The organism is Amycolatopsis sp. NBC_00345 (assembly GCF_036116635.1).
In the GTDB taxonomy this organism is placed as follows: domain Bacteria; phylum Actinomycetota; class Actinomycetes; order Mycobacteriales; family Pseudonocardiaceae; genus Amycolatopsis.
The window spans coordinates 6,229,847-6,246,808 of record NZ_CP107995.1; the positions used below are offsets into that span (position 1 = coordinate 6,229,847).

Genomic DNA, 16,962 nt, shown 5'->3' on the forward strand with positions numbered 1-16,962 from the left:
CCTCCCAATTGACTGTTACCCGAAGTCCATCTTACTCAGAGTAGGTTACTGTCGGTAGAGTGTTCCCGTGACCACCGCTAAACGCAAGCGCATGCCCCGCGCCGAACGAGAACGGCAGATGATCGAGGTCGCGGAGCAGGTGTTCAGCGAGCGCGGCTACGCGGCGGCCTCGATGGACGAGATCGCCGAGCTGGTGGGCGTGTCGAAGCCGATGCTGTACGAGTACTTCCGCTCGAAGGAGGGCCTGCTGCTGGCGTGCATCGCGGAGTCGCGGGCGGCGTTGCGGGAGGTCACGGAGCGGGCGACGGTCGGCGCGGAGACCGCGGAGGAGGCACTGCGGCGCGGGTTGCTGGCGTTTTTCGTGTTCATCCGCGAGCGCCGCCAGGCCTGGTCGCTGCTGCGGCACGAGATGGCGCTGATCGGCACGCCGGCGGCCGAAGAGATCGAGCAGACCCGCCGTCAACAGACCGATTTGATCGCCGCACTGGTGAGCGGCTACTTCGACGGCGAGGACGAGCTGCGCGCCGAAGCGTCCGCCGAACTCGTCGTCGGCGCCTGCGAGCGGCTCGCGATCTGGTGCGAGCGCTTCCCCGCCGTGACGCCCGAGATGGCGACCGGCTACGCCATGGACATGCTCTGGTCCGGACTGTCACGACACGGTCGCTGAGATGCCCGTGAAGATGCGCGTGCATTAGGCCATTCGGTCGTCACTCAGCGCTCATTCCCTCTCGTTACTTGTGACACAGAGTTTTCCTACTGTATCGATGACACTGTAGAAAGACTGATGGAGAGTCGCGGGGAGCAGAAAATCGCGTCATGAGCGTGCGGTGGCCGAGTCCCGGCCAGTAACGCATGCTGATGACGAGAGGGGTGGGACAGTGGTGGAGACGATCACAGCGACGTACCTGCACGACAACGAAGACTGGACGATCACCGTCAACGGCCGGGGCAAGGAGCTGTCGGCGAAGGCGCCGGGGATCATCGCTGCCCGTGACCGCGCCGACCAGCTGGTGGAACAGGTCGCCCCGGACGGACGACCCACGGTCGTGCACCTGCTCAACGGCAGCGCGCTGGAGTTCACCAGCACCTACATGACCGCCCGGCTGACCCTCCCGGAGATCGAACCGCTGCAGGTCCCGCCGGCTGGCGCTAAGTCGGCTGCTGGTGCTGGTGCTGGCGCTGGCGCTGGCGCTGCTGATGGTGCTACCGGCGCAGGTGCCGGTGCTGCTGCTGGTTCTACCGGCGCTGCCGGTGCTGGTGCTGCTGGTACTGGTGTTACCGCCGCTGGTGCCGTTGCTGCTGGTGCTACTGCTGATGCTGCGCCCGCGGGTTCTGCCGCTACGGATTCCGCATCCGCCGGTCCTACTCCGACTGGCTCTGCCCTTACCGGCCCTGCTTCTACCGGCCCTGCTTCTACCGGCTCTGCTTCTAGCAGCCCCGCTTCTCCTGGTCCTGCGCATGCCGGTCCGGCCCCCACCGGTTCCGTTTCTACCGGTTCCGCCCCGGCTTCCAGCGCCACGCCCGCCACTCCCGCACCCACCCCGACGCCCGCCACCACCACGGCCGACTCGACTCCCGCACCGTCCGGCAGCTCCGTGACCAGCAACTCTGCGGCCAACTCGATTCCCACCGACGACTCCGCACCCGCGGGCTCAACGGCCGACTCGGTCTCAGTACCCGACCAGGCCACCGCCTCCGCGCCCCCGAAGTCCCTCAAGCCGCAGCTCCCGTCGAGCAAGCAGCTCCCGAAGGAGGTCGAGGACCGCAAGCCCGAAGCACCCAGCCGTCCCGGCATCCCCGCGGTCGCCTCGGCAAAGCCGCCGGCAACCCGCGCCTGACCACCAGCCCCACAAACACCGCCCGCCCACCCCGCGCAAGGCAACCCCCGCGCAAGTCAGACCCGCGCAAGTCAGACCCCACCCTCCCTGGGGGGCGTGCCCTGCTCCAGTCTACTGGGCAGGGGTGACAGGAAGCCACGAAAAGCCTGGTCAGGGCGGTTGTTATCCACAATCGACACTGGCTGTGGACAACTGCTGAGCTGTCGTGGAGCGGTAGGGGCTCAGGGGTGGCCGAACCATTGCGGGCCCGCGGGGTTTCAGTGGAGATCGGAACTGCCGCGGGTCGGCAGGACAGGCGGCAGAGTGTCGGCGGGACGGTAGTGCCGCCACAGAACAGCAGCCTCAGGGGACGGCGGAGCTGTCGTGGGCCGGCGGAGCGGCGGAGCGGCGGACCGCAGAGCAGCCAGACACCAGCGGAGCTTCAAGTGGACCGCGGAGCCGCCACGTACCAGCGGAGTTCCAGCGGGCCGCAGAGCCGTCGTGGACCAGCGGAGTTCCAGCGAAGCCGCCACAACGAGCCGAAGTTCCAGTGGAGCCGCCACAGACGAGCAGAGTCCCAGCAAGACCGCGGAACCGCCGTCGATCAGTGGAGTTCCAGCGGGACCGCCACAGACGAGCGGCCACACCAGCAGGACCGCGGAACCGCCAGACACCAGCGAGACCGCGGCGCTGCCGCAGGGATCAGTGGAGTCTCAGCGGAACAGTTTGCGAAGCAGCAGTACGGCGATCAGCGCGCCGGCGCCGATCAGGGGGTACTTGACCTTCGGGTTGTCCAGCTTGGCGCGGACGCCGTCCTTGGCCGCGTTCGCGAGCTTCTGCGGGTTGGCCTTGGTGCCCAGCTGGTCGAGCGTCGCCACCAGGTTGGTCCTGGCCTGCTCGATCTCACGCTCGATGGTCTCGGGGTCGCGAGCCACGTGCCCTCCTCGCCGCATCGGACTGTAGGCGCCCACGTTAGAGGACTCCCCACCCGCAACAGCCACTGGCCACGCCGAGCCGACCCGAACGTGGTGCACGCTACGATTCGCGGAGGTTCCCGGGGGCCGTAGCCCAATTGGCAGAGGCACACGGTTTAGGTCCGTGCCAGTGAGAGTTCGAGTCTCTCCGGCCCCACTATGGGTCACAAACCCGAACCCTTTGGACACGCAGCAGCGGCAGTTCTACTCGGTCATCGTGGTCTTCCGGGGAGTTCGGGCGGAGTCCAGGTCGAGCCGTACTCCTGCGCGTACACGTGGGTCAGCTCGACGTCGAGGACGGTGGACACGCGGCCGAACGTCCAGTAGTAGCCGATGACGTGCAGCAACTCCACGATCTCCCGATCGGACAGGTGCTTCCGGGCCTCCGCGAACAGCGCGTCCGGGACGTCCGGACGGGTCACGACCTCCGCCACGAACCGGATGACGGCGCTGTCGGCCGCGGACAGCGCCGCGTTCCGGTAGTCCCGGTCACGGATGAGCCGCCTGATGTCGTCCCCGACATCGGCGGCCTGGGAGATGGGCACGTGCTGGGTCCAGACGAACTCCGACGAGACGAGGTCGGCCAGCGTGAGGATGGCCAGTTCCCTCGTGCGCACCGGTAGTTCGAGCGTGGTGTACAGCGCCTGGGCCAGTCCGAGCAGCGGACGGACGGTCGTGACCGAGTGGCTCAGCATCCGGAACATCGGGTCCGGTGGGAGGCCCGCCAGGAATTGGCGGACGTCCTCGGGGATGGTGCTCGCGTCGGGTTCGTTCAGCCGGGGCACAGTTTTTCTCCTTGAGGTGGGCGGGATCAGGCATCAGTCACCGGCCACATCGGATCGCCGCACGGTGAGGCCGATGAGCCGGCCGGCCGCGTCGAGCCGATCCAACGTGTCCACTGTGGTCACCAGTTCGCCGGCGGTCCGGGCGGGCAGGAGGCCGATGACGTTGTCGCGGAACTTCGCCTCCACCGCGGCCGCCCGGCCTGGGTCGTCCTGGTGGCCGCGGAACCCCTGCTGCAGGTGCGACAGCACACGACCGTCCCGGAGCGTGATGTCGATCCGGGCGCTGAGCACCGGCGAGCCAGGCGGAAAGTCGGCCTCGTAGGGCTGCACGAGGTCGACGACCCGCCGGATGCCGGGGTCTGCCAGCAGGTCCGCGTTGAGGTAGTCCGCGGGCCGGTTCGACCCGTGGACCAGCATCAACCCGACGCCGAACGCGGTGCTGAACTGGGCGGACACCGCGTCCCGCGGATGCGTGACGGTCGCGCCGTGGCCGATCGCGATGCGGGGCAGGCCGAGCCGGATGGCCGTGATCTCCCGCCAGTCCAGGCCGTCGCCGTCGCCGTCACTCAGCTGACGAAGGCCGTCGAGGACGGTGGCCGCCGAGCCGATCGTCGGGTACATCCGGAACGCGGTGTCGGTGATGTGGAACCGGTCCCACAGCGCCTCGATGCCGGCCGGGTCCGCTCCCTCCGCGAAGAGCCGCAGGAGCCCGCGCGTGCCTTCGACGATGGTGAGCGGTCCGGTGAGTCCCCGTTGGGCGAGCAGCGCGGCCTGTGAGCCGAGGCGGGCGGCCGATCCCGAGTGCATGCGTTTCACTTCGCCGCCACTGAACTCGTACTCCATGCCGCCACCGGCGTCGCTGGCGGCGATGGCCAGTGCGTGGGCGAGCTGCGCAGGTGTCAGGCCGAGGAGTTTCCCGGCCGTGGCCGCCGCGCCCAGCGTGCCCAGGATCTTGGAGCCGTGCCAGCCCCGGCCCACCATCCTGGCGACCGAGATGCCACCGAGCAGCGACATCACCTGCGCGCCGGCGACGATGGCCGTGATCACCTCGCGGCCGGAGGCGCCCGTCGTCTCGGCGAACGCCAGCGCCGGTGGGACCACGTGCGAGCCGATGTGCGCGGCGTACATGTGCACGTCGTCGAACTCGCTGCTGCCGGCCAAGGTCCCGTTGACGAATGCGGCGTACGGCGCGGCGGTCCGCGCGCCGGACAGCGCCACCGTGCTCTCCGGGACGGCCTTCATGGCCTCTACCAGCTGGATCTCGGGCTGGACGTGGGGCAGGGTGGCACCGTTGACCTGGAGCCCCAGCTGGTCCAGGACGAGCAGCTTCGTGGTGTCCACGGCGGCTCGCGGGATGTGTTCGTAACGGAGGCCGGAGACCCAGCCGGCCAGCCTCGTCGCGATGGTGGTGCCGGTCATGACTCCCCTTCGTCGCGTCGGTCATCGCTGGATGGACTTGACCTCGGTGAACTCCTCGACGCCGAGGCGGCCGAACTCGCGGCCGTGGCCGGACTGCTTGTAGCCGCCGAAGGGAGCGAGGAAGTTGAACTGCGCCCCGTTGATGTCGACCTGGCCGGTGCGCATCCGCTTCGCGACCCGCAACGCGCGTTCGGGCTCGCCGAACACCGCGCCCACGAGGCCGTAGATGGTGCTGTTGGCGATGGTGACGGCGTCTTCCTCGTCCTCGTAGGTGAGCACCGACAGAACCGGGCCGAAGATCTCCTCCTGCGCGATCACCGCGTCCGGGGCGACGTCGACGAAGACGGTCGGGCGGACGTAGGCGCCGTGCTCGAGGCCGGGAACCCGCCCGGGGCCGCCGACGACGAGCCGCGCGCCCTCCGCGATGCCACGCTCGATGTACCCGTTCACCCGCTGCCACTGGGTTTCCGAGGCGACGGGACCGATGCGGGTGGTCTCGTCGGCCGGGTCACCCACCGAGTACGCCGCGGCGGCCGCCTTGAGCAAGTCGACGATCTCGTCGCGCCGGGCGGCCGGCACGATCATGCGCGTCCAGGCGCCGCAGACCTGCCCGCTGTTGGTCCACGCGCTGGCCAGGGTGCGCTCGACGGCGAGACCCAGGTCCGCGTCGTCGAGCACGACGCTGGCCGACTTGCCGCCCAGTTCGAGGGCCACGCGCTTGACGGTGCCGGAGGCCAGGACCGAGATCCGCTTTCCCACCGCGGTCGAACCGGTGAAGCTGACCATGTCGACACCCGGATGGGTCGCGATCGCTTCTCCGACAACGGGTCCGCGCCCGTGGACGACGTTGAACACACCGTCGGGGATGCCGGCGTCCCGGGCCGCCTCGGCCAGGATGCGGGCGGTCAGCGGGGCGAGCTCCGCGGGCTTGTGGACCATCGTGTTGCCGGCGAGCAGGGCGGGTGCCAGCTTCGTCATGATCTGCTGGAGCGGGAAATTCCACGGGGTGATCGCCCCGACGACGCCGACCGGCTCCCGGATGACGAGGGAGTTGCCGACCTCCTCGGCCCACGGGATCTCGTCGGCGAGGCCCGCCACCGAACTGGCGACCGCGGGCGGCAGCGCGGCGTGGCCGAACCGCGCGAGGCTGATCGGGGCGCCGATCTCGGCCGAGATCGTGGTCGCGATCTCCTCGGTGCGGTCGCCGAGGCGGGCCGCGAGGTGCTGGATCAGGCCCGCCCGTTCGGCCGGGGAAGTCGCGGCCCAGCCGGGAAGCGCGGCGCGCGCCGCGGCGACCGCCTTGTCGACGTCCTCGGCAGTGCCGTCCGGCACGCTCGCGACCACGGTGCCGTCGGCGGGGTTCACCACGTCGATGACCGGGCCGCCGGTCCGCGCTTCCCGCCCGTCGATCCAGTGACCGGCAACGCTCTGGGTGGTTTTCGTGTCTGTCATGACTCCGACTGTGCTCATGCACGCACGCCACAGCCATGTCAAGAGTGTCCGTGGATAACGCCGCCCGGCGAGACGACACTGGGCCGGAGACGATGTCGGCGCCGAGCCGGAAAGGACACCGCACGACCATGGATCGTTCAGAGCTGGCGAACTTCCTCCGCGCCCGGCGCGCGGCCCTCCAACCGGAGGACGTCGGCCTGCCCCGGGGACCACGCCGCCGCACCGCGGGGCTCCGCCGGGAAGAAATCGCCGCGCTCAGCGGCGTCTCCAGCGACTACTACAGCCGCATCGAACAGCAGCGCGGCCCGCTGCCGTCCGAACAGATTCTCGCCGCGATCGCCCACGGCATGCACCTCACCCTCGAAGAGAGAGATCATCTCTTCCGGCTCGCGGGACATGGAACGCCGCAGCGCATCGTGCGTGGTGACCACATCAACGCGGGCCTGATGCGGATCTTCGACCGATTGCAGGACACTCCGGCGCAGGTCGAGAACGTCCTCGGTGAGACGCTCAAGCAGACGCCGCTGGCGGTCGCGCTGCTCGGCGACGAGTCCGCCTACATCGGGTTCGACCGCAGCCGGGTGTTCCGCTGGTTCACCAATCCCGCGGTCCACGAGCTGTTCCCCGAGGAAGACCACGAGCACCATGCGCGGATGCTGACCGCTCAGCTGTCCGCCGTCCACGCCAGGACGGGGAGGAACTCCCCCGCCGGCATCCTCGTGGAGACCCTGCGGAAACGCAGCCGGGAGTTCGCTGATCTCTGGGACGAGCACCCCGTCGTGGGCCCGTACTGCGAGCCCAAACGCCTGCTGCATCCCCAGTTCGGTGAGCTCGAGGTCTACGGGCAGACGCTGCTCGACCCCGACCAGTTCCAGATGCTGATGATCTTCACCGCCGTGCCGGGAACCGAGAGCCACGAGAAGCTCGAGCTGCTGTCGGTCATCGGCGCCCAACGACCGTGACAGCCTCGTGGTCACGTCACCCCGCGACGTCCACCAGAACCTTGCCGACCGCGCCGTTCTCCACCGCCCGGTGCGCGTCGGCGGTGCGGTCGAGCGGGAAGTGGACCAGCGGCAGGCCGTGTTCCTCGCCGACCGGCAGGGCGCCGTCGTGGAGTGCCGCGGCGACATCCTCGGCGGCTGCGGCGCGCACCTCCGGGCCGGCCGTGTAGAGCACCAGGAACTGCAAACGTGTGTTCAGCACCAGGTTCTGCAGCACGTTCAGCTCGACCGGCTTGCCACCGTCGTTGGCGTAGGTCGAGATCGTGCCGCGCGCCCGCAGCACGGCCAGGTCCAGCGCGAAGTTCGCGCCGAGCGCCACCTCGGCGACGATGTCGACGCCGTCCGGGGCGAACCCGCGGATCTCGGCGGCCGGGTCACCCTCGCGGTAGTTGACCACGTGGTGGGCCCCGGCGGCGGTGGCCAACCGGGCCTTCTCCGGACCGCTGACCGTGCTGATCACCGTGGCGCCGGCCCATCGGGCGAGCTGGATCACCGCGTGCCCGACCGCCCCGGCCCCGCCCGCGGCGAGCACCACGCGGCCGTCGAGCGCGCCGGGCCGCAGGCGGCGAGGCCCGTTCTCGGCGACGGTGAGCGCGCGATGCGCGGTGAGCGCGGGCACGCCGAGTGAGGCACCGGCGTCGAAACCGGCGTCTTCGGGCAGCGGCACGGCCTGCTCGGCGGGCACGACGGTGAACTCGGCGGCGGTGCCGGTGGGCCGCCCGGCGGTGGCCATGAACAGCCATACCCGCTGACCGGCCCGGCTCCGGTCGACGCCCGCACCGACGGCGTCGATCACGCCGGCGCCGTCCAGGTGCGGAGTGACCTCGGGGAACCGCTTGGGGCCGGTCGCGCCGGAACGGGCCTGCCAGTCGGTCGGGTTGACCCCGGACACGGCGACCCGGACGCGAACCTCGCCGGGGCCGGGCTCGGGCCGGTCACGATCGACGAGCTGAAGAACGTCCGGACTGCCGTTGTCGCGGTAGACGATGGCCTTCATGATCCGTCACTACTCCCGTTCGGTGCTGATAGTCATGGCAAAACCGGGCCCGGCGCGGTCGCGATCACCAGCAACCACAACGCTTTCCGCACGGCGGCCCCCGGCGCCCCGAAGATCACCGTACGACCGTGAGTGACAAATATCAAGAGTTGTCATCAAGATACTGTCAGCCCGGCCGGGCCCCCATACCTGGTTGCCTCGCCTAACCCGGCCAAGCACCATCGGGGCATGCGCTTTTCGATCAACATTCCGAACTTCGGGGAGTTCGCCGACGCCAGGACAGTCGCTGCGGTGGCCACGGCGGCGGAGCAGGCGGGCTGGGACGCGTTGTTCGTGTGGGATCACGTGGTGCACGACAAACGCGAGCGCCGCGGCCAGCCGTTCGGCGATCCGTGGATGCTGCTGACCGCCGCGGCACTGGCCACCTCGCGGATCAAGCTGGGCACGCTGGTCACCCCGGTGGCGCGGCGACGGCCGGAACAGCTGGCCCGCCAGGTGGCCACCCTGGACTCGTTGAGCGGCGGGCGGGTGGTCTTCAGCGCCGGCCTCGGCGGCCCGATCGCGGACGAGTTCGGCAGCTTCGGCGAGCCGACCGACCCGGTGGTGCTGGCCGAGCGGCTGGACGAAGGGCTGGACCTGCTGCAGCGTTATTGGACCGGCGAGCCGGTCGACCATCAGGGGCGGCACTACCAGGTCCACGACGTGACGTTGCTGCCCGCCTCGGTGCAACGCCCCCACCCGCCGATCTGGGTCGCCGGGTACTGGCCGCACCGCCGGCCGATGCGCCGGGCCGCGCGCTGGGACGGCGTGGTCCCGCTGTTCACCGACGCGAGGCATGGGCAGGCTCCGCCGGCGGACCAGGTCCGTGAGCTGGTCGCCTACGTCCACCAGCATCGTGACCGCCGGGCGGCTGAGCCGTTCGAGGTCGTCATCGGCGGGGTCAGCCCCGGCGATCCGGCCCAGGCCCGCGACCTGATCGGCCCGCTGGCCGACGCGGGCGCCACCTGGTGGGACGAACGTCAGCTGCAAACCAGCGAAGACCTCGCTCGCCTCGCACCGACACTGCGCCGGATCGAGCAGGGACCTCCTGTTTTGTAGCCGGGCCACGGATTCCTCGGTTTGACGCGCAGCAGCGAGCAGCGTCGGTCCCGCCGGTTATCCGTTGGCCAGCGGCAGATTTGGCCGGTGTACGGCCGTCACGACTTGGACGCCTGGTTTCGTCAGGATGTTCGACGCGTCGAACCGGTTGGCGTGGCACATTTCTTGGCACGAACGGAAGTTGGCTCGGCCGATTCTCGCTGGGGTGTCACATGAACGTCCAGGAACACCGAACGTCATCACGTACTGGTCGCGCTCGACAGGACCGTCGCCGTCCTGCCCTCGCCTCCGCCGATAACCGACGAAGCCTTTGCCCTCCTCGCCGCCGCGGGCACCCAGGTCACCGTGATCAGCAACCTGGCCGCCACGGCCGTCCGAACATTCCTGATCAGGCACGGCCTGGACGAGCACGTACGACACTTCGCCGCCCGCACCCGGCCAGACCGGGCGGCACTACCGCCGGCCCCGGACCTGATCACCGCGGCGATACGCGAGCGCGCCGCACCCGCCCGGTCGTGCCTGTTCGTCGGCAGCGCCGACCTCGACCTCACCGCCGCGCGCGCCGCGGGAGTCGACACCATCCGCTACCGCCGCCGGGCCACCGCACCCACGGCTGAACCACCGGCAACACCACCACCGAATCCCTGGTTCGACGCCCTGGCCGGGGAACCATCGATCGCCCGGCGGTGACGGCCGTGTGGGAGCCTTCAGCCATGCCACAACTCTTGGTCAGCATCCGACCGGCCGACCTCACCTCGGAGGAGGGCGCGGTCGGTGACCTCATGGTCGAGTACATGACCTGGGCCACCGGGCAGTTCAAGGCCTCCTTCGGCATCGACGCCCCTACCGACCCCGCGCAGATGCGGGACAACGTCGCCGATTTCGGCAAGCCGTCGAGCGCGCTGCTGGTCGCCGTCGGCGCGGGCGGGGAGCTGGCCGGGGCCGGGGCGCTGCGGACGTTGGAACCGGGCGTCGTGGAACTCAAGCGGATGTACGTCCGGCCGGCCTGGCGTGGGCGGCACGTCGGGTCCCAGCTGCTCGATCGGCTGCTCGACCAGGCGGCCGAGCTGGGCGCCTCGACGATCCGGCTCGACACCGCGCGCTTCATGCACGACGCCCAGGGCCTGTACCGGTCACGGGGCTTCGCGGAGCGGCCCCCGTACCAGGGCACCGAGATACCCCCGGACTTCCAGCAGTACTGGGCTTTCTTCGAGCGGCCCGTCACCGGCGGCTGAGCGCTTTTCGCCGGAGCAGGGCGGGCCCGGCACCGCTATCGTCTTCCCATGGGGCAGACACTTCCGGTCGAGTTCACCGCCGACGAGGTCGAGGAGATCCAGCGCCACGCCGACGCCGCGGGGCGGAGCCTGCAGGACTTCGTGCGCGAGACGCTGATGGTCGCCGTGACGTCGCGGGGAGACCGGCGCTGCGCCGCCCTCGACCACGTGCTCGAGGTCAGCACCGGCCTCAACGAGCGGCTCGCGCGGTGATCGACTACCTCACCGTGCACGACCTGATGGTCGTCGCGCGGAAGGTGGTCGCCGGGGAGCTGGCGGTGCGCGACACGGGCATCCTGGCGTCCGCCGCCGCGCGGCCGCAAACCTCCGTGTTCGGCGAGGACGCGTACCCCGGCGTGTGGGAGAAGGCCGCGGCGCTGATGGAGTCCCTCGGCCGCGGCCACCCCCTCATCGACGGCAACAAACGCCTCGCCTGGACCGCCACCTGGTTCTTCCTCGGCCTCAACGACCACCCGCTGCGCGCGCCGCTGGACGAGGACACCGCCGAGCCGTTCGTCCACGACGTCGTCCAGGGCCGGCTCGACCTGCAGCGCATCGCGGCCCGGCTCGCCGAATTCGCCCGGTGACGGCACCGCGCGACAGTCCGAAGTAGACAGTCCCGCGCAGGACCGGCCCGGCGCTGCTTCACCGCACGGCCACCGGACCCGTAGGCTGGCCACGGGACAGCGAGAGACCGGGAGGTGCGCCGTGGCGAAACGCAGCCCACTGGCCTTGCTCCGCCGGTGGTCGGACTGGTTCGAGAACCGCGGCGTCTACATCCCCGGCGAGGAGAGCCGCGCCGTCGACCCCGTGCGGGACTTCGGCTGGCTGATGGTCGCCTGGGGCGCGGGCGTGGCGGTCTTCATCCTGCTGTTCGCCTTCGCCGTCTAAGTGGCGTTTCGGTGACGACTGTCACCCGGCGTGCCCTTTCGGTCACGGATCGGCCACGGGTCGACACCAGGTGCGCGTCTTCGCCCGCGAGCACGTGCATGTACGACCACAGTGGAGCGGGTCCGCTTCGGCAGCTACGCCGAACGGTCCCCCGCACACACCCCGACTGGAGTACCCCGCGATGGCGCTCGCGCGCACCCCGAAGCTGTTGCTGTCCGCCTTCTTGCTGTTCGGGGTGGCGGCCTGCGGGGTCGACGCGCGGGAGGGCACGGCGGCGCTGGGCGGCGGTGGCGCCCCGGCGAAGGCCGCGGCCGCGCAGTCCCCGGCCGACCTGCAGTTCGGCGCCGAGCACCGGTTCACCAGCGGCATCACGATCTCGATCTCGCCCCCGCAGTCGTTCCAGCCGAGCCCCGCGGCGTACCCGCGCAGCCCGCGCGCGGCGTCGTTCGACATCGAGGTGACGAACAACGGCGCCGACGCCTACAAGCTGTCCGGCCTCGCGGTCACGGCCAGCATCTCCGGCCGGCCGGCGAAGCAGGTGGTGGACGCCACGCAGGGCCTGAACGGCATCATCGACGCCGGCAAGGACCTGCAGTCCGGCCGCACCACGCGGATGACCCTCGCGTTCGCCGTGCCCGAGCAGACCACGCAGCTCAAGGTGCAGCTGCGGCCCAGCGCCGCCGAACCCGGCGTGGTCACCTACTGCGGGGCCGCCTGAATCACCGGGAGCAAGCCGGCGGACCGGCGTGCTTCCGGCCGGTTCGGCGACGACCGGCCCAGTACGCTGCGGTCATGACCGAGCAGCGACTCTCCCCGGGCGACGCCGCCCCCGACTTCACCCTGCCCGACAGCACGGGCAAGGACGTCTCGTTGAGCGACTTCCACGGCCAGGCCGTGGTCGTGTACTTCTACCCCGCCGCCGGCACGCCGGGCTGCACGAAGCAGGCCTGCGACTTCCGCGACAACCTGGCCGAGCTCAACGACGCCGGTTACCAGGTGCTGGGCGTCTCGCCGGACAAGCCGGAGAAGCTCGCCAAGTTCGTGGCGGCCGAGCAGCTGACCTTCCCGCTGCTGGCGGACCCGGACAAGACGGTGCTCACCGCGTGGGGCGCGTTCGGCGAGAAGAAGAACTACGGCCGCGTGGTGCAGGGCGTCATCCGCTCCACGTTCATCGTCGACGCCGACGGCAAGATCGCGAAGGCGCTCTACAACGTCCGCGCCACCGGCCACGTCGCGAAGCTGATCAAGGACCTCGGCCTGGCGGCCTGACTCCTGGACAGGCTCGTGAGTGGCGATGACGGTTAGAACCGTCATCGCCACTCACGAGTCTTTGACCGCCGGGAAGCGGAGCGTGAACGTCGAGCCGTGGTCCGGAGTGCTGGTGACGGCCACCGTGCCGCCGTGGGCCTCGGCCAGGTTGCGGACGATGGCCAGGCCGAGCCCGCTGCCGCCGGAGCCGCGGGTGCGGGACCGGTCCGCCCGCCAGAACCGGTCGAACACGTGCGGCAGGTCCTCGGGCGCGATGCCGACGCCGGTGTCGGCCACCTCGAAGACGACGTCGTCACCGTCGCGGCGACCGGTCACCGTGACCGTGCCGCCGCTCGGGGTGTGCCGCACGGCGTTGGACACCAGGTTGTCGAGGGACTGGCGCAGCCGCACCGGGTCCGCGGTCAGCTCGGGCTCGGTCATCAGCGGGACAGTCAGCTGGACGCCGGCCGCGTCGGCGCGCGGGGCGTGCGCCGCGGCCAGCTGCGCGAGGAGCACGTTCGCGTCGATCGGCTCCGGGTGCACGCGCAGCGACCCGGCGTCGGCGAGCGCCAGGTCCTGCAGGTCGTCGACGATGTGCTGCAGGTGCAGCGCCTCCTCCAGCAGCGACGCGACCAGCTCGTCGTCGAGCCGGCTGATGCCGTCCTGCGTGGCCTCCAGCCAGCCGCGGATGTTGCTCAACGGCGTGCGCAGCTCATGCGCGACGTCGCTGACCATCGCCTTGCGCGCGACCTCCAGCCGCTCACGCGCCTCGGACATGTCGTTGAACGCGACCGCCAGCCGCGCGATCTCGTCCTTGCCCTTCACCCGCACCCGGGCGCCGGTCTCGCCCGCCTTCATCCGCTGGGCCGCGCCGGTGAGCGCGTGCAGCGGCCGGATCAGCCGGATCGAGGCGAGGCCGGTGACGACGATGGTGAGCAGCAGGATCCCGCCCGCCACCTCGGCGAGCCGCACCCGGTTCTCCGAGGACAGCGTGAACCCGCTCGGCGGCTGGTCGCTGCCCTTCTCCGTGATGTAGAGCCACGCGGCCGGCGCGACGTACGGCGTCAGCTGCTCGCGCCGGGCGGACGTCACGCAGTTGCGGGCGGTCGGGTCGGTCGTGCTGGAGACCGGGCCCTCGAACGTCCAGTTCACCGGCGCGAGCTGAACGGCGGGCGCGGATTGTGAGTTACGGCCGAAGCAGGCGCTGACGAGCTGGTTCAGCTTCTCCAGCGCGGTCTCCTCGGTCTCGACGGGCTTTTCCAGGCCGGGCGCGCCGCACCGGGCCATCGCGAACGGGTCCTGCACCGCCACTCGCGGGTGCCCGCCCGGGCTGACTTCGATGTCGGCGTAGCCGAAGTACCGCTGCACGCACAGCTGCACCTTGTGGGCCGTGTCCATCAGGTCCTGACGCTCCTCCGCCGTCAGCGCGTACGGCCCGACGGCGCTGGGGTCGATCCGGTCGGGCGTCGACGGGACGCCGAGGCCCGGGTCCACCGACAGCGGGTCGATCACCACCGACGGCTGCTCTGGCAGCCGGCCCGGGTCCGGGTCCGAGCTCGCGATCAGCTTGCCCTGCGGGGTGGTCAGCACGACCCGGCGGCCGGTGGCGTCCGCGTACTTCCGCACGACCGGGCCGGCGCCGTCCCAGTTCGGGTGGGTGGCGGCGTAGGAGAGCAGGCCCTGGTAGATGGTGCCGTCGTCGGCGAAGACCTGCCCCTGCTCCTGCTGGATCGCGCCCGAAGTGGTCTGTGCGGCGAGCCACGCGGTGGCCGCGATCGCGCACACCGCGACCAGCGCCGACACCGCGATCCAGCGGATCAGCAGGCTACGGCGCATCGGGCGGCCCCGCCGTCAGCTTGTAGCCGACCCCGTAGACGGTGACCAGCCGCGCGGGCTTGCGCGGCGCCACCTCGATCTTCTTGCGCAGGTTCATCACGTGCACGTCGATCGCGCGCTGGGTGATGTAACGGTCGAAGCCGTGCAGGTGCTCCAGCAGCTGCCCGCGGGTGAACACCTGGTCCGGGTGCGCGGCCATCACCTCGAGCAGCCGGAACTCGCCCGGTGTGGTGTCCACCGGCTTCTCGTTCACGCTCACCTCGTGCCGCCCGACGTCCACGGACAGCGCGCCGACGCGCATCGGCCCGGCCTCCCGCTCCGCGGCGTGGGTGCGGCGCAACAGGGTCCGCACGCGGGCCATCAGCTCACGCGGGCTGTAGGGCTTGGTCATGTAGTCGTCGGCGCCGAGGTCGAGGCCGCGCAGCAGGTCGTCCTCTGTGGACCGTGCGGTGAGCATCAGCACGGGCACATCGGACTCCGCGCGCAGGATCCGGCACACCTCGAGGCCGTCCATGCCGGGCAGCATGACGTCCAGTACCAGCAGGTCCGGCCGGCGGCGGCGGACGAGCTCCAGCGTCTCGCGGCCGTCGGGCACGACCACCACCGAGTGGCGCTCCCGCTCGAGGTAGCGGCGGACGAGCTCCGCTTGTTTCGGGTCGTCCTCCGCCAGCACGATGTCAGCACACATGCAGCGAGCATATGGATCACCGCGGTCCCGGGCGAATGGGTCCCGCGATGACCGGCACCGGCCCGGCGAGCGCACCACGCACCCACCGGGCCGCGTCGTCAGGAACCGGCGAGCTTGCGCAGGTCCGGGACGAGCGCGCGCAGGGCCCGGCCACGGTGAGACGACGCGTCCTTCTCCGCCGGCGGCAGCTCGGCGGACGTGCGCGCCCCGCCGTCCGGGACGAAGATCGGGTCGTAGCCGAAACCGTTGGTGCCACGGCGTTCCCGGATCAGCGAGCCGCGCCATTCGCCGCGGACCACCGTCTCCTCGCCGCCCGGCAGGACCAGCGCGGCGGCGCACACGAAGGCGGCGCCGCGGCGTTCGTCCGGGGTGTCGGTGAGCTGGCCGAGCACCAGGTCCAGGTTCGCCTCGTCGTCGCCGTGGCGACCGGACCAGCGGGCGGACAGGACACCCGGCATGCCGTTCAGCGCGTCGACCGCCAGGCCCGAGTCGTCGGCGATCGCGGGCAGGCCGGTGGCCGCCACGGCGTCGCGGGCCTTGGCCACGGCGTTGCCCTCGAAGTCCGGCGCGGTCTCCGGCGCCTCGGGGAACTCCTCGACGTCGCTCAATCCGACGACCTCGATGCCCGAGATGCCCTCGGCCTCGAGGATCCGCCGCAGCTCGCCCAGCTTCTTCTGGTTACGGCTGGCGAGCAGCAACCGGGTCACTTGGAGCCCTTCTTGCGGTCCGGGCGCGGCTCCGGCAGCTCGCCGGGGTACGGCAGCGCCAGCGCCTCGTTCTGCATCCGGGTCAGGTCCGCGCAGCCGGCCAGCGCCATGTCCAGCATCGTGTCCAAAGTGGACCGTGCGAAGGTGGCGCCCTCGCCGGTGCCCTGCACCTCGATCATCGTGCCGGCGTCGGTGGCCACCACGTTCATGTCGACCTCCGCGCGCGAGTCCTCCTCGTACGGCAGGTCGAGGCGCACGCGGCCGTCCACCACGCCGACGCTGATCGCGGCGACCGAGGACGACAGCGGCTGCGGGTCGTTGAGCCGGTTCGCCGCGCCGAGCCAGGTGATGGCGTCGGCGAGCGCGACGTAGCCGCCGGTCACCGCGGCCGTGCGGGTGCCGCCGTCGGCCTGGATCACGTCGCAGTCGATCACGATCGTGTTCTCCCCCAGCGCCGCGAGGTCGATGCACGCGCGCAGGGACCGGCCGATCAGCCGGGAGATCTCGTGGGTGCGGCCGCCGATGCGGCCCTTGACCGACTCGCGGTCGCCGCGGGTGTTGGTCGCCGACGGGAGCATCGCGTACTCCGCCGTGACCCAGCCCAGCCCGGACCCGGCGCGCCAGCGCGGCACGCCCTCGGTGACGCTCGCCGCGCACAGCACGCGGGTGTTGCCGAACTCGATCAGCACCGAACCGGCGGGCCATTTCTGGAAGCCGCGGCTGATCTTGACGTCGCGGAGCTGGTCGTCGTTCCTGCCATCTTTTCTCGACACGC

The 16,962-nt window shown here is 70.8% G+C and carries 20 protein-coding genes and 1 tRNA gene; 12 read left to right on the plus strand and 9 right to left on the minus strand.

What is annotated here, in order from left to right:
• Positions 1 to 67 precede the first annotated feature (67 nt).
• Both OG943_RS27725 and OG943_RS27735 read left to right on the plus strand, forming a co-directional pair.
• Positions 68 to 667 carry a TetR/AcrR family transcriptional regulator gene (locus OG943_RS27725; protein WP_328603863.1) on the plus strand — a complete coding sequence of 200 codons (600 nt, stop codon included), beginning with the start codon at positions 68 to 70 and terminating at the stop codon, positions 665 to 667.
• Positions 668 to 1,595: 928 nt separating this feature from the next.
• Positions 1,596 to 1,838 (plus strand): hypothetical protein, encoded by a 243-nt coding sequence (locus OG943_RS27735; RefSeq protein WP_328612371.1) that lies wholly within the window; start codon positions 1,596 to 1,598, stop codon positions 1,836 to 1,838.
• A 692-nt stretch (positions 1,839 to 2,530) separates the two neighbouring features.
• On the opposite strand, the gene OG943_RS27740 is transcribed toward OG943_RS27735, so the two are convergent.
• Complete coding sequence (locus OG943_RS27740; protein WP_091611307.1) at positions 2,531 to 2,752, minus strand: DUF3618 domain-containing protein; 222 nt, start codon at positions 2,750 to 2,752, stop codon at positions 2,531 to 2,533.
• Between the two features lie 122 nt (positions 2,753 to 2,874).
• Here OG943_RS27740 and OG943_RS27745 point away from each other — a divergent pair.
• Positions 2,875 to 2,948 (plus strand) — tRNA-Leu (locus OG943_RS27745).
• A 55-nt stretch (positions 2,949 to 3,003) separates the two neighbouring features.
• Here the strand turns inward: OG943_RS27745 and OG943_RS27750 are convergent.
• From OG943_RS27750 to OG943_RS27760, 3 genes are read right to left on the minus strand one after another with little or no spacing between them, the layout of a single operon-like run.
• Positions 3,004 to 3,576: a carboxymuconolactone decarboxylase family protein gene (locus tag OG943_RS27750; protein WP_328603864.1), complete on the minus strand. Its 573-nt coding sequence runs from the start codon at positions 3,574 to 3,576 to the stop codon at positions 3,004 to 3,006.
• A 33-nt stretch (positions 3,577 to 3,609) separates the two neighbouring features.
• Positions 3,610 to 4,995 carry an MmgE/PrpD family protein gene (locus OG943_RS27755; protein ID WP_328603865.1) on the minus strand — a complete coding sequence of 462 codons (1,386 nt, stop codon included), beginning with the start codon at positions 4,993 to 4,995 and terminating at the stop codon, positions 3,610 to 3,612.
• A gap of 21 nt (positions 4,996 to 5,016) precedes the next feature.
• A complete protein-coding gene (locus OG943_RS27760; protein ID WP_328603866.1) occupies positions 5,017 to 6,447 on the minus strand; it encodes an aldehyde dehydrogenase family protein in 1,431 nt (476 codons plus the stop codon).
• 128 nt (positions 6,448 to 6,575) lie between these two features.
• Here OG943_RS27760 and OG943_RS27765 point away from each other — a divergent pair, with 128 nt between their 5' ends.
• Entirely contained in the window at positions 6,576 to 7,409 is an 834-nt protein-coding gene (locus OG943_RS27765) for a helix-turn-helix transcriptional regulator (RefSeq protein ID WP_328603867.1), read from the plus strand.
• 16 nt (positions 7,410 to 7,425) lie between these two features.
• Here the strand turns inward: OG943_RS27765 and OG943_RS27770 are convergent, their stop codons facing one another.
• Positions 7,426 to 8,445, minus strand: coding sequence for an NADPH:quinone reductase (locus tag OG943_RS27770; protein WP_328603868.1), 1,020 nt, complete (start codon positions 8,443 to 8,445; stop codon positions 7,426 to 7,428).
• A gap of 228 nt (positions 8,446 to 8,673) precedes the next feature.
• Here OG943_RS27770 and OG943_RS27775 point away from each other — a divergent pair, with 228 nt between their 5' ends.
• The 8 genes from OG943_RS27775 to bcp all read left to right on the plus strand — a co-directional run bounded on the left by OG943_RS27775 (position 8,674) and on the right by bcp (position 12,977).
• Positions 8,674 to 9,543 (plus strand): LLM class flavin-dependent oxidoreductase, encoded by an 870-nt coding sequence (locus OG943_RS27775; protein ID WP_328603869.1) that lies wholly within the window; start codon positions 8,674 to 8,676, stop codon positions 9,541 to 9,543.
• 246 nt (positions 9,544 to 9,789) lie between these two features.
• Positions 9,790 to 10,233 carry an HAD family hydrolase gene (locus tag OG943_RS27780; RefSeq protein ID WP_328612159.1) on the plus strand — a complete coding sequence of 148 codons (444 nt, stop codon included), beginning with the start codon at positions 9,790 to 9,792 and terminating at the stop codon, positions 10,231 to 10,233.
• A gap of 23 nt (positions 10,234 to 10,256) precedes the next feature.
• Entirely contained in the window at positions 10,257 to 10,778 is a 522-nt protein-coding gene (locus OG943_RS27785) for a GNAT family N-acetyltransferase (RefSeq protein WP_328603870.1), read from the plus strand.
• A 48-nt stretch (positions 10,779 to 10,826) separates the two neighbouring features.
• Complete coding sequence (locus OG943_RS27790; RefSeq protein ID WP_328603871.1) at positions 10,827 to 11,030, plus strand: plasmid mobilization protein; 204 nt, start codon at positions 10,827 to 10,829, stop codon at positions 11,028 to 11,030.
• Positions 11,027 to 11,404 (plus strand): type II toxin-antitoxin system death-on-curing family toxin, encoded by a 378-nt coding sequence (locus OG943_RS27795; protein WP_328603872.1) that lies wholly within the window; start codon positions 11,027 to 11,029, stop codon positions 11,402 to 11,404. The genes OG943_RS27790 and OG943_RS27795 overlap by 4 nt, the downstream gene beginning before the upstream one ends.
• Positions 11,405 to 11,525: 121 nt before the next feature.
• On the plus strand, positions 11,526 to 11,708 hold the full coding sequence (locus OG943_RS27800; RefSeq protein WP_328603873.1) for a hypothetical protein: 183 nt from the start codon (positions 11,526 to 11,528) through the stop codon (positions 11,706 to 11,708).
• A gap of 181 nt (positions 11,709 to 11,889) precedes the next feature.
• Positions 11,890 to 12,426: a hypothetical protein gene (locus OG943_RS27805; RefSeq protein ID WP_328603874.1), complete on the plus strand. Its 537-nt coding sequence runs from the start codon at positions 11,890 to 11,892 to the stop codon at positions 12,424 to 12,426.
• A 74-nt stretch (positions 12,427 to 12,500) separates the two neighbouring features.
• On the plus strand, positions 12,501 to 12,977 hold the full coding sequence (bcp, locus tag OG943_RS27810; RefSeq protein ID WP_328603875.1) for a thioredoxin-dependent thiol peroxidase: 477 nt from the start codon (positions 12,501 to 12,503) through the stop codon (positions 12,975 to 12,977).
• A 51-nt stretch (positions 12,978 to 13,028) separates the two neighbouring features.
• Here the strand turns inward: bcp and OG943_RS27815 are convergent, their stop codons facing one another.
• The 4 genes from OG943_RS27815 to rph all read right to left on the minus strand — a co-directional run bounded on the left by OG943_RS27815 (position 13,029) and on the right by rph (position 16,960).
• Complete coding sequence (locus tag OG943_RS27815; protein ID WP_328603876.1) at positions 13,029 to 14,792, minus strand: sensor histidine kinase; 1,764 nt, start codon at positions 14,790 to 14,792, stop codon at positions 13,029 to 13,031.
• Positions 14,782 to 15,480: a response regulator transcription factor gene (locus OG943_RS27820; RefSeq protein WP_328603877.1), complete on the minus strand. Its 699-nt coding sequence runs from the start codon at positions 15,478 to 15,480 to the stop codon at positions 14,782 to 14,784. Before OG943_RS27820 ends, OG943_RS27815 begins: the two co-directional genes overlap by 11 nt.
• 98 nt (positions 15,481 to 15,578) lie before the next feature.
• Positions 15,579 to 16,187, minus strand: a complete 609-nt coding sequence (gene rdgB, locus OG943_RS27825) for an RdgB/HAM1 family non-canonical purine NTP pyrophosphatase (protein WP_328603878.1) — start codon at positions 16,185 to 16,187, stop codon at positions 15,579 to 15,581.
• Positions 16,184 to 16,960, minus strand: a complete 777-nt coding sequence (rph, locus tag OG943_RS27830) for a ribonuclease PH (protein ID WP_328603879.1) — start codon at positions 16,958 to 16,960, stop codon at positions 16,184 to 16,186. The genes rdgB and rph overlap by 4 nt, the downstream gene beginning before the upstream one ends.
• Positions 16,961 to 16,962 lie beyond the last annotated feature (2 nt).

Bases quoted from the DNA above. Each gene is read 5' to 3' on its own strand.
- OG943_RS27755 (WP_328603865.1), bottom strand. From the start codon at position 4,995: ATGACCGGCACCACCATCGCGACGAGGCTGGCCGGCTGGGTCTCCGGC.
- OG943_RS27760 (WP_328603866.1), bottom strand. From the start codon at position 6,447: ATGACAGACACGAAAACCACCCAGAGCGTTGCCGGTCACTGGATCGAC.
- OG943_RS27765 (WP_328603867.1), top strand. From the start codon at position 6,576: ATGGATCGTTCAGAGCTGGCGAACTTCCTCCGCGCCCGGCGCGCGGCC.
- OG943_RS27770 (WP_328603868.1), bottom strand. From the start codon at position 8,445: ATGAAGGCCATCGTCTACCGCGACAACGGCAGTCCGGACGTTCTTCAG.
- OG943_RS27775 (WP_328603869.1), top strand. From the start codon at position 8,674: ATGCGCTTTTCGATCAACATTCCGAACTTCGGGGAGTTCGCCGACGCC.
- OG943_RS27785 (WP_328603870.1), top strand. From the start codon at position 10,257: ATGCCACAACTCTTGGTCAGCATCCGACCGGCCGACCTCACCTCGGAG.
- OG943_RS27790 (WP_328603871.1), top strand. From the start codon at position 10,827: ATGGGGCAGACACTTCCGGTCGAGTTCACCGCCGACGAGGTCGAGGAG.
- OG943_RS27805 (WP_328603874.1), top strand. From the start codon at position 11,890: ATGGCGCTCGCGCGCACCCCGAAGCTGTTGCTGTCCGCCTTCTTGCTG.
- bcp (WP_328603875.1), top strand. From the start codon at position 12,501: ATGACCGAGCAGCGACTCTCCCCGGGCGACGCCGCCCCCGACTTCACC.
- OG943_RS27815 (WP_328603876.1), bottom strand. From the start codon at position 14,792: ATGCGCCGTAGCCTGCTGATCCGCTGGATCGCGGTGTCGGCGCTGGTC.
- OG943_RS27820 (WP_328603877.1), bottom strand. From the start codon at position 15,480: ATGTGTGCTGACATCGTGCTGGCGGAGGACGACCCGAAACAAGCGGAG.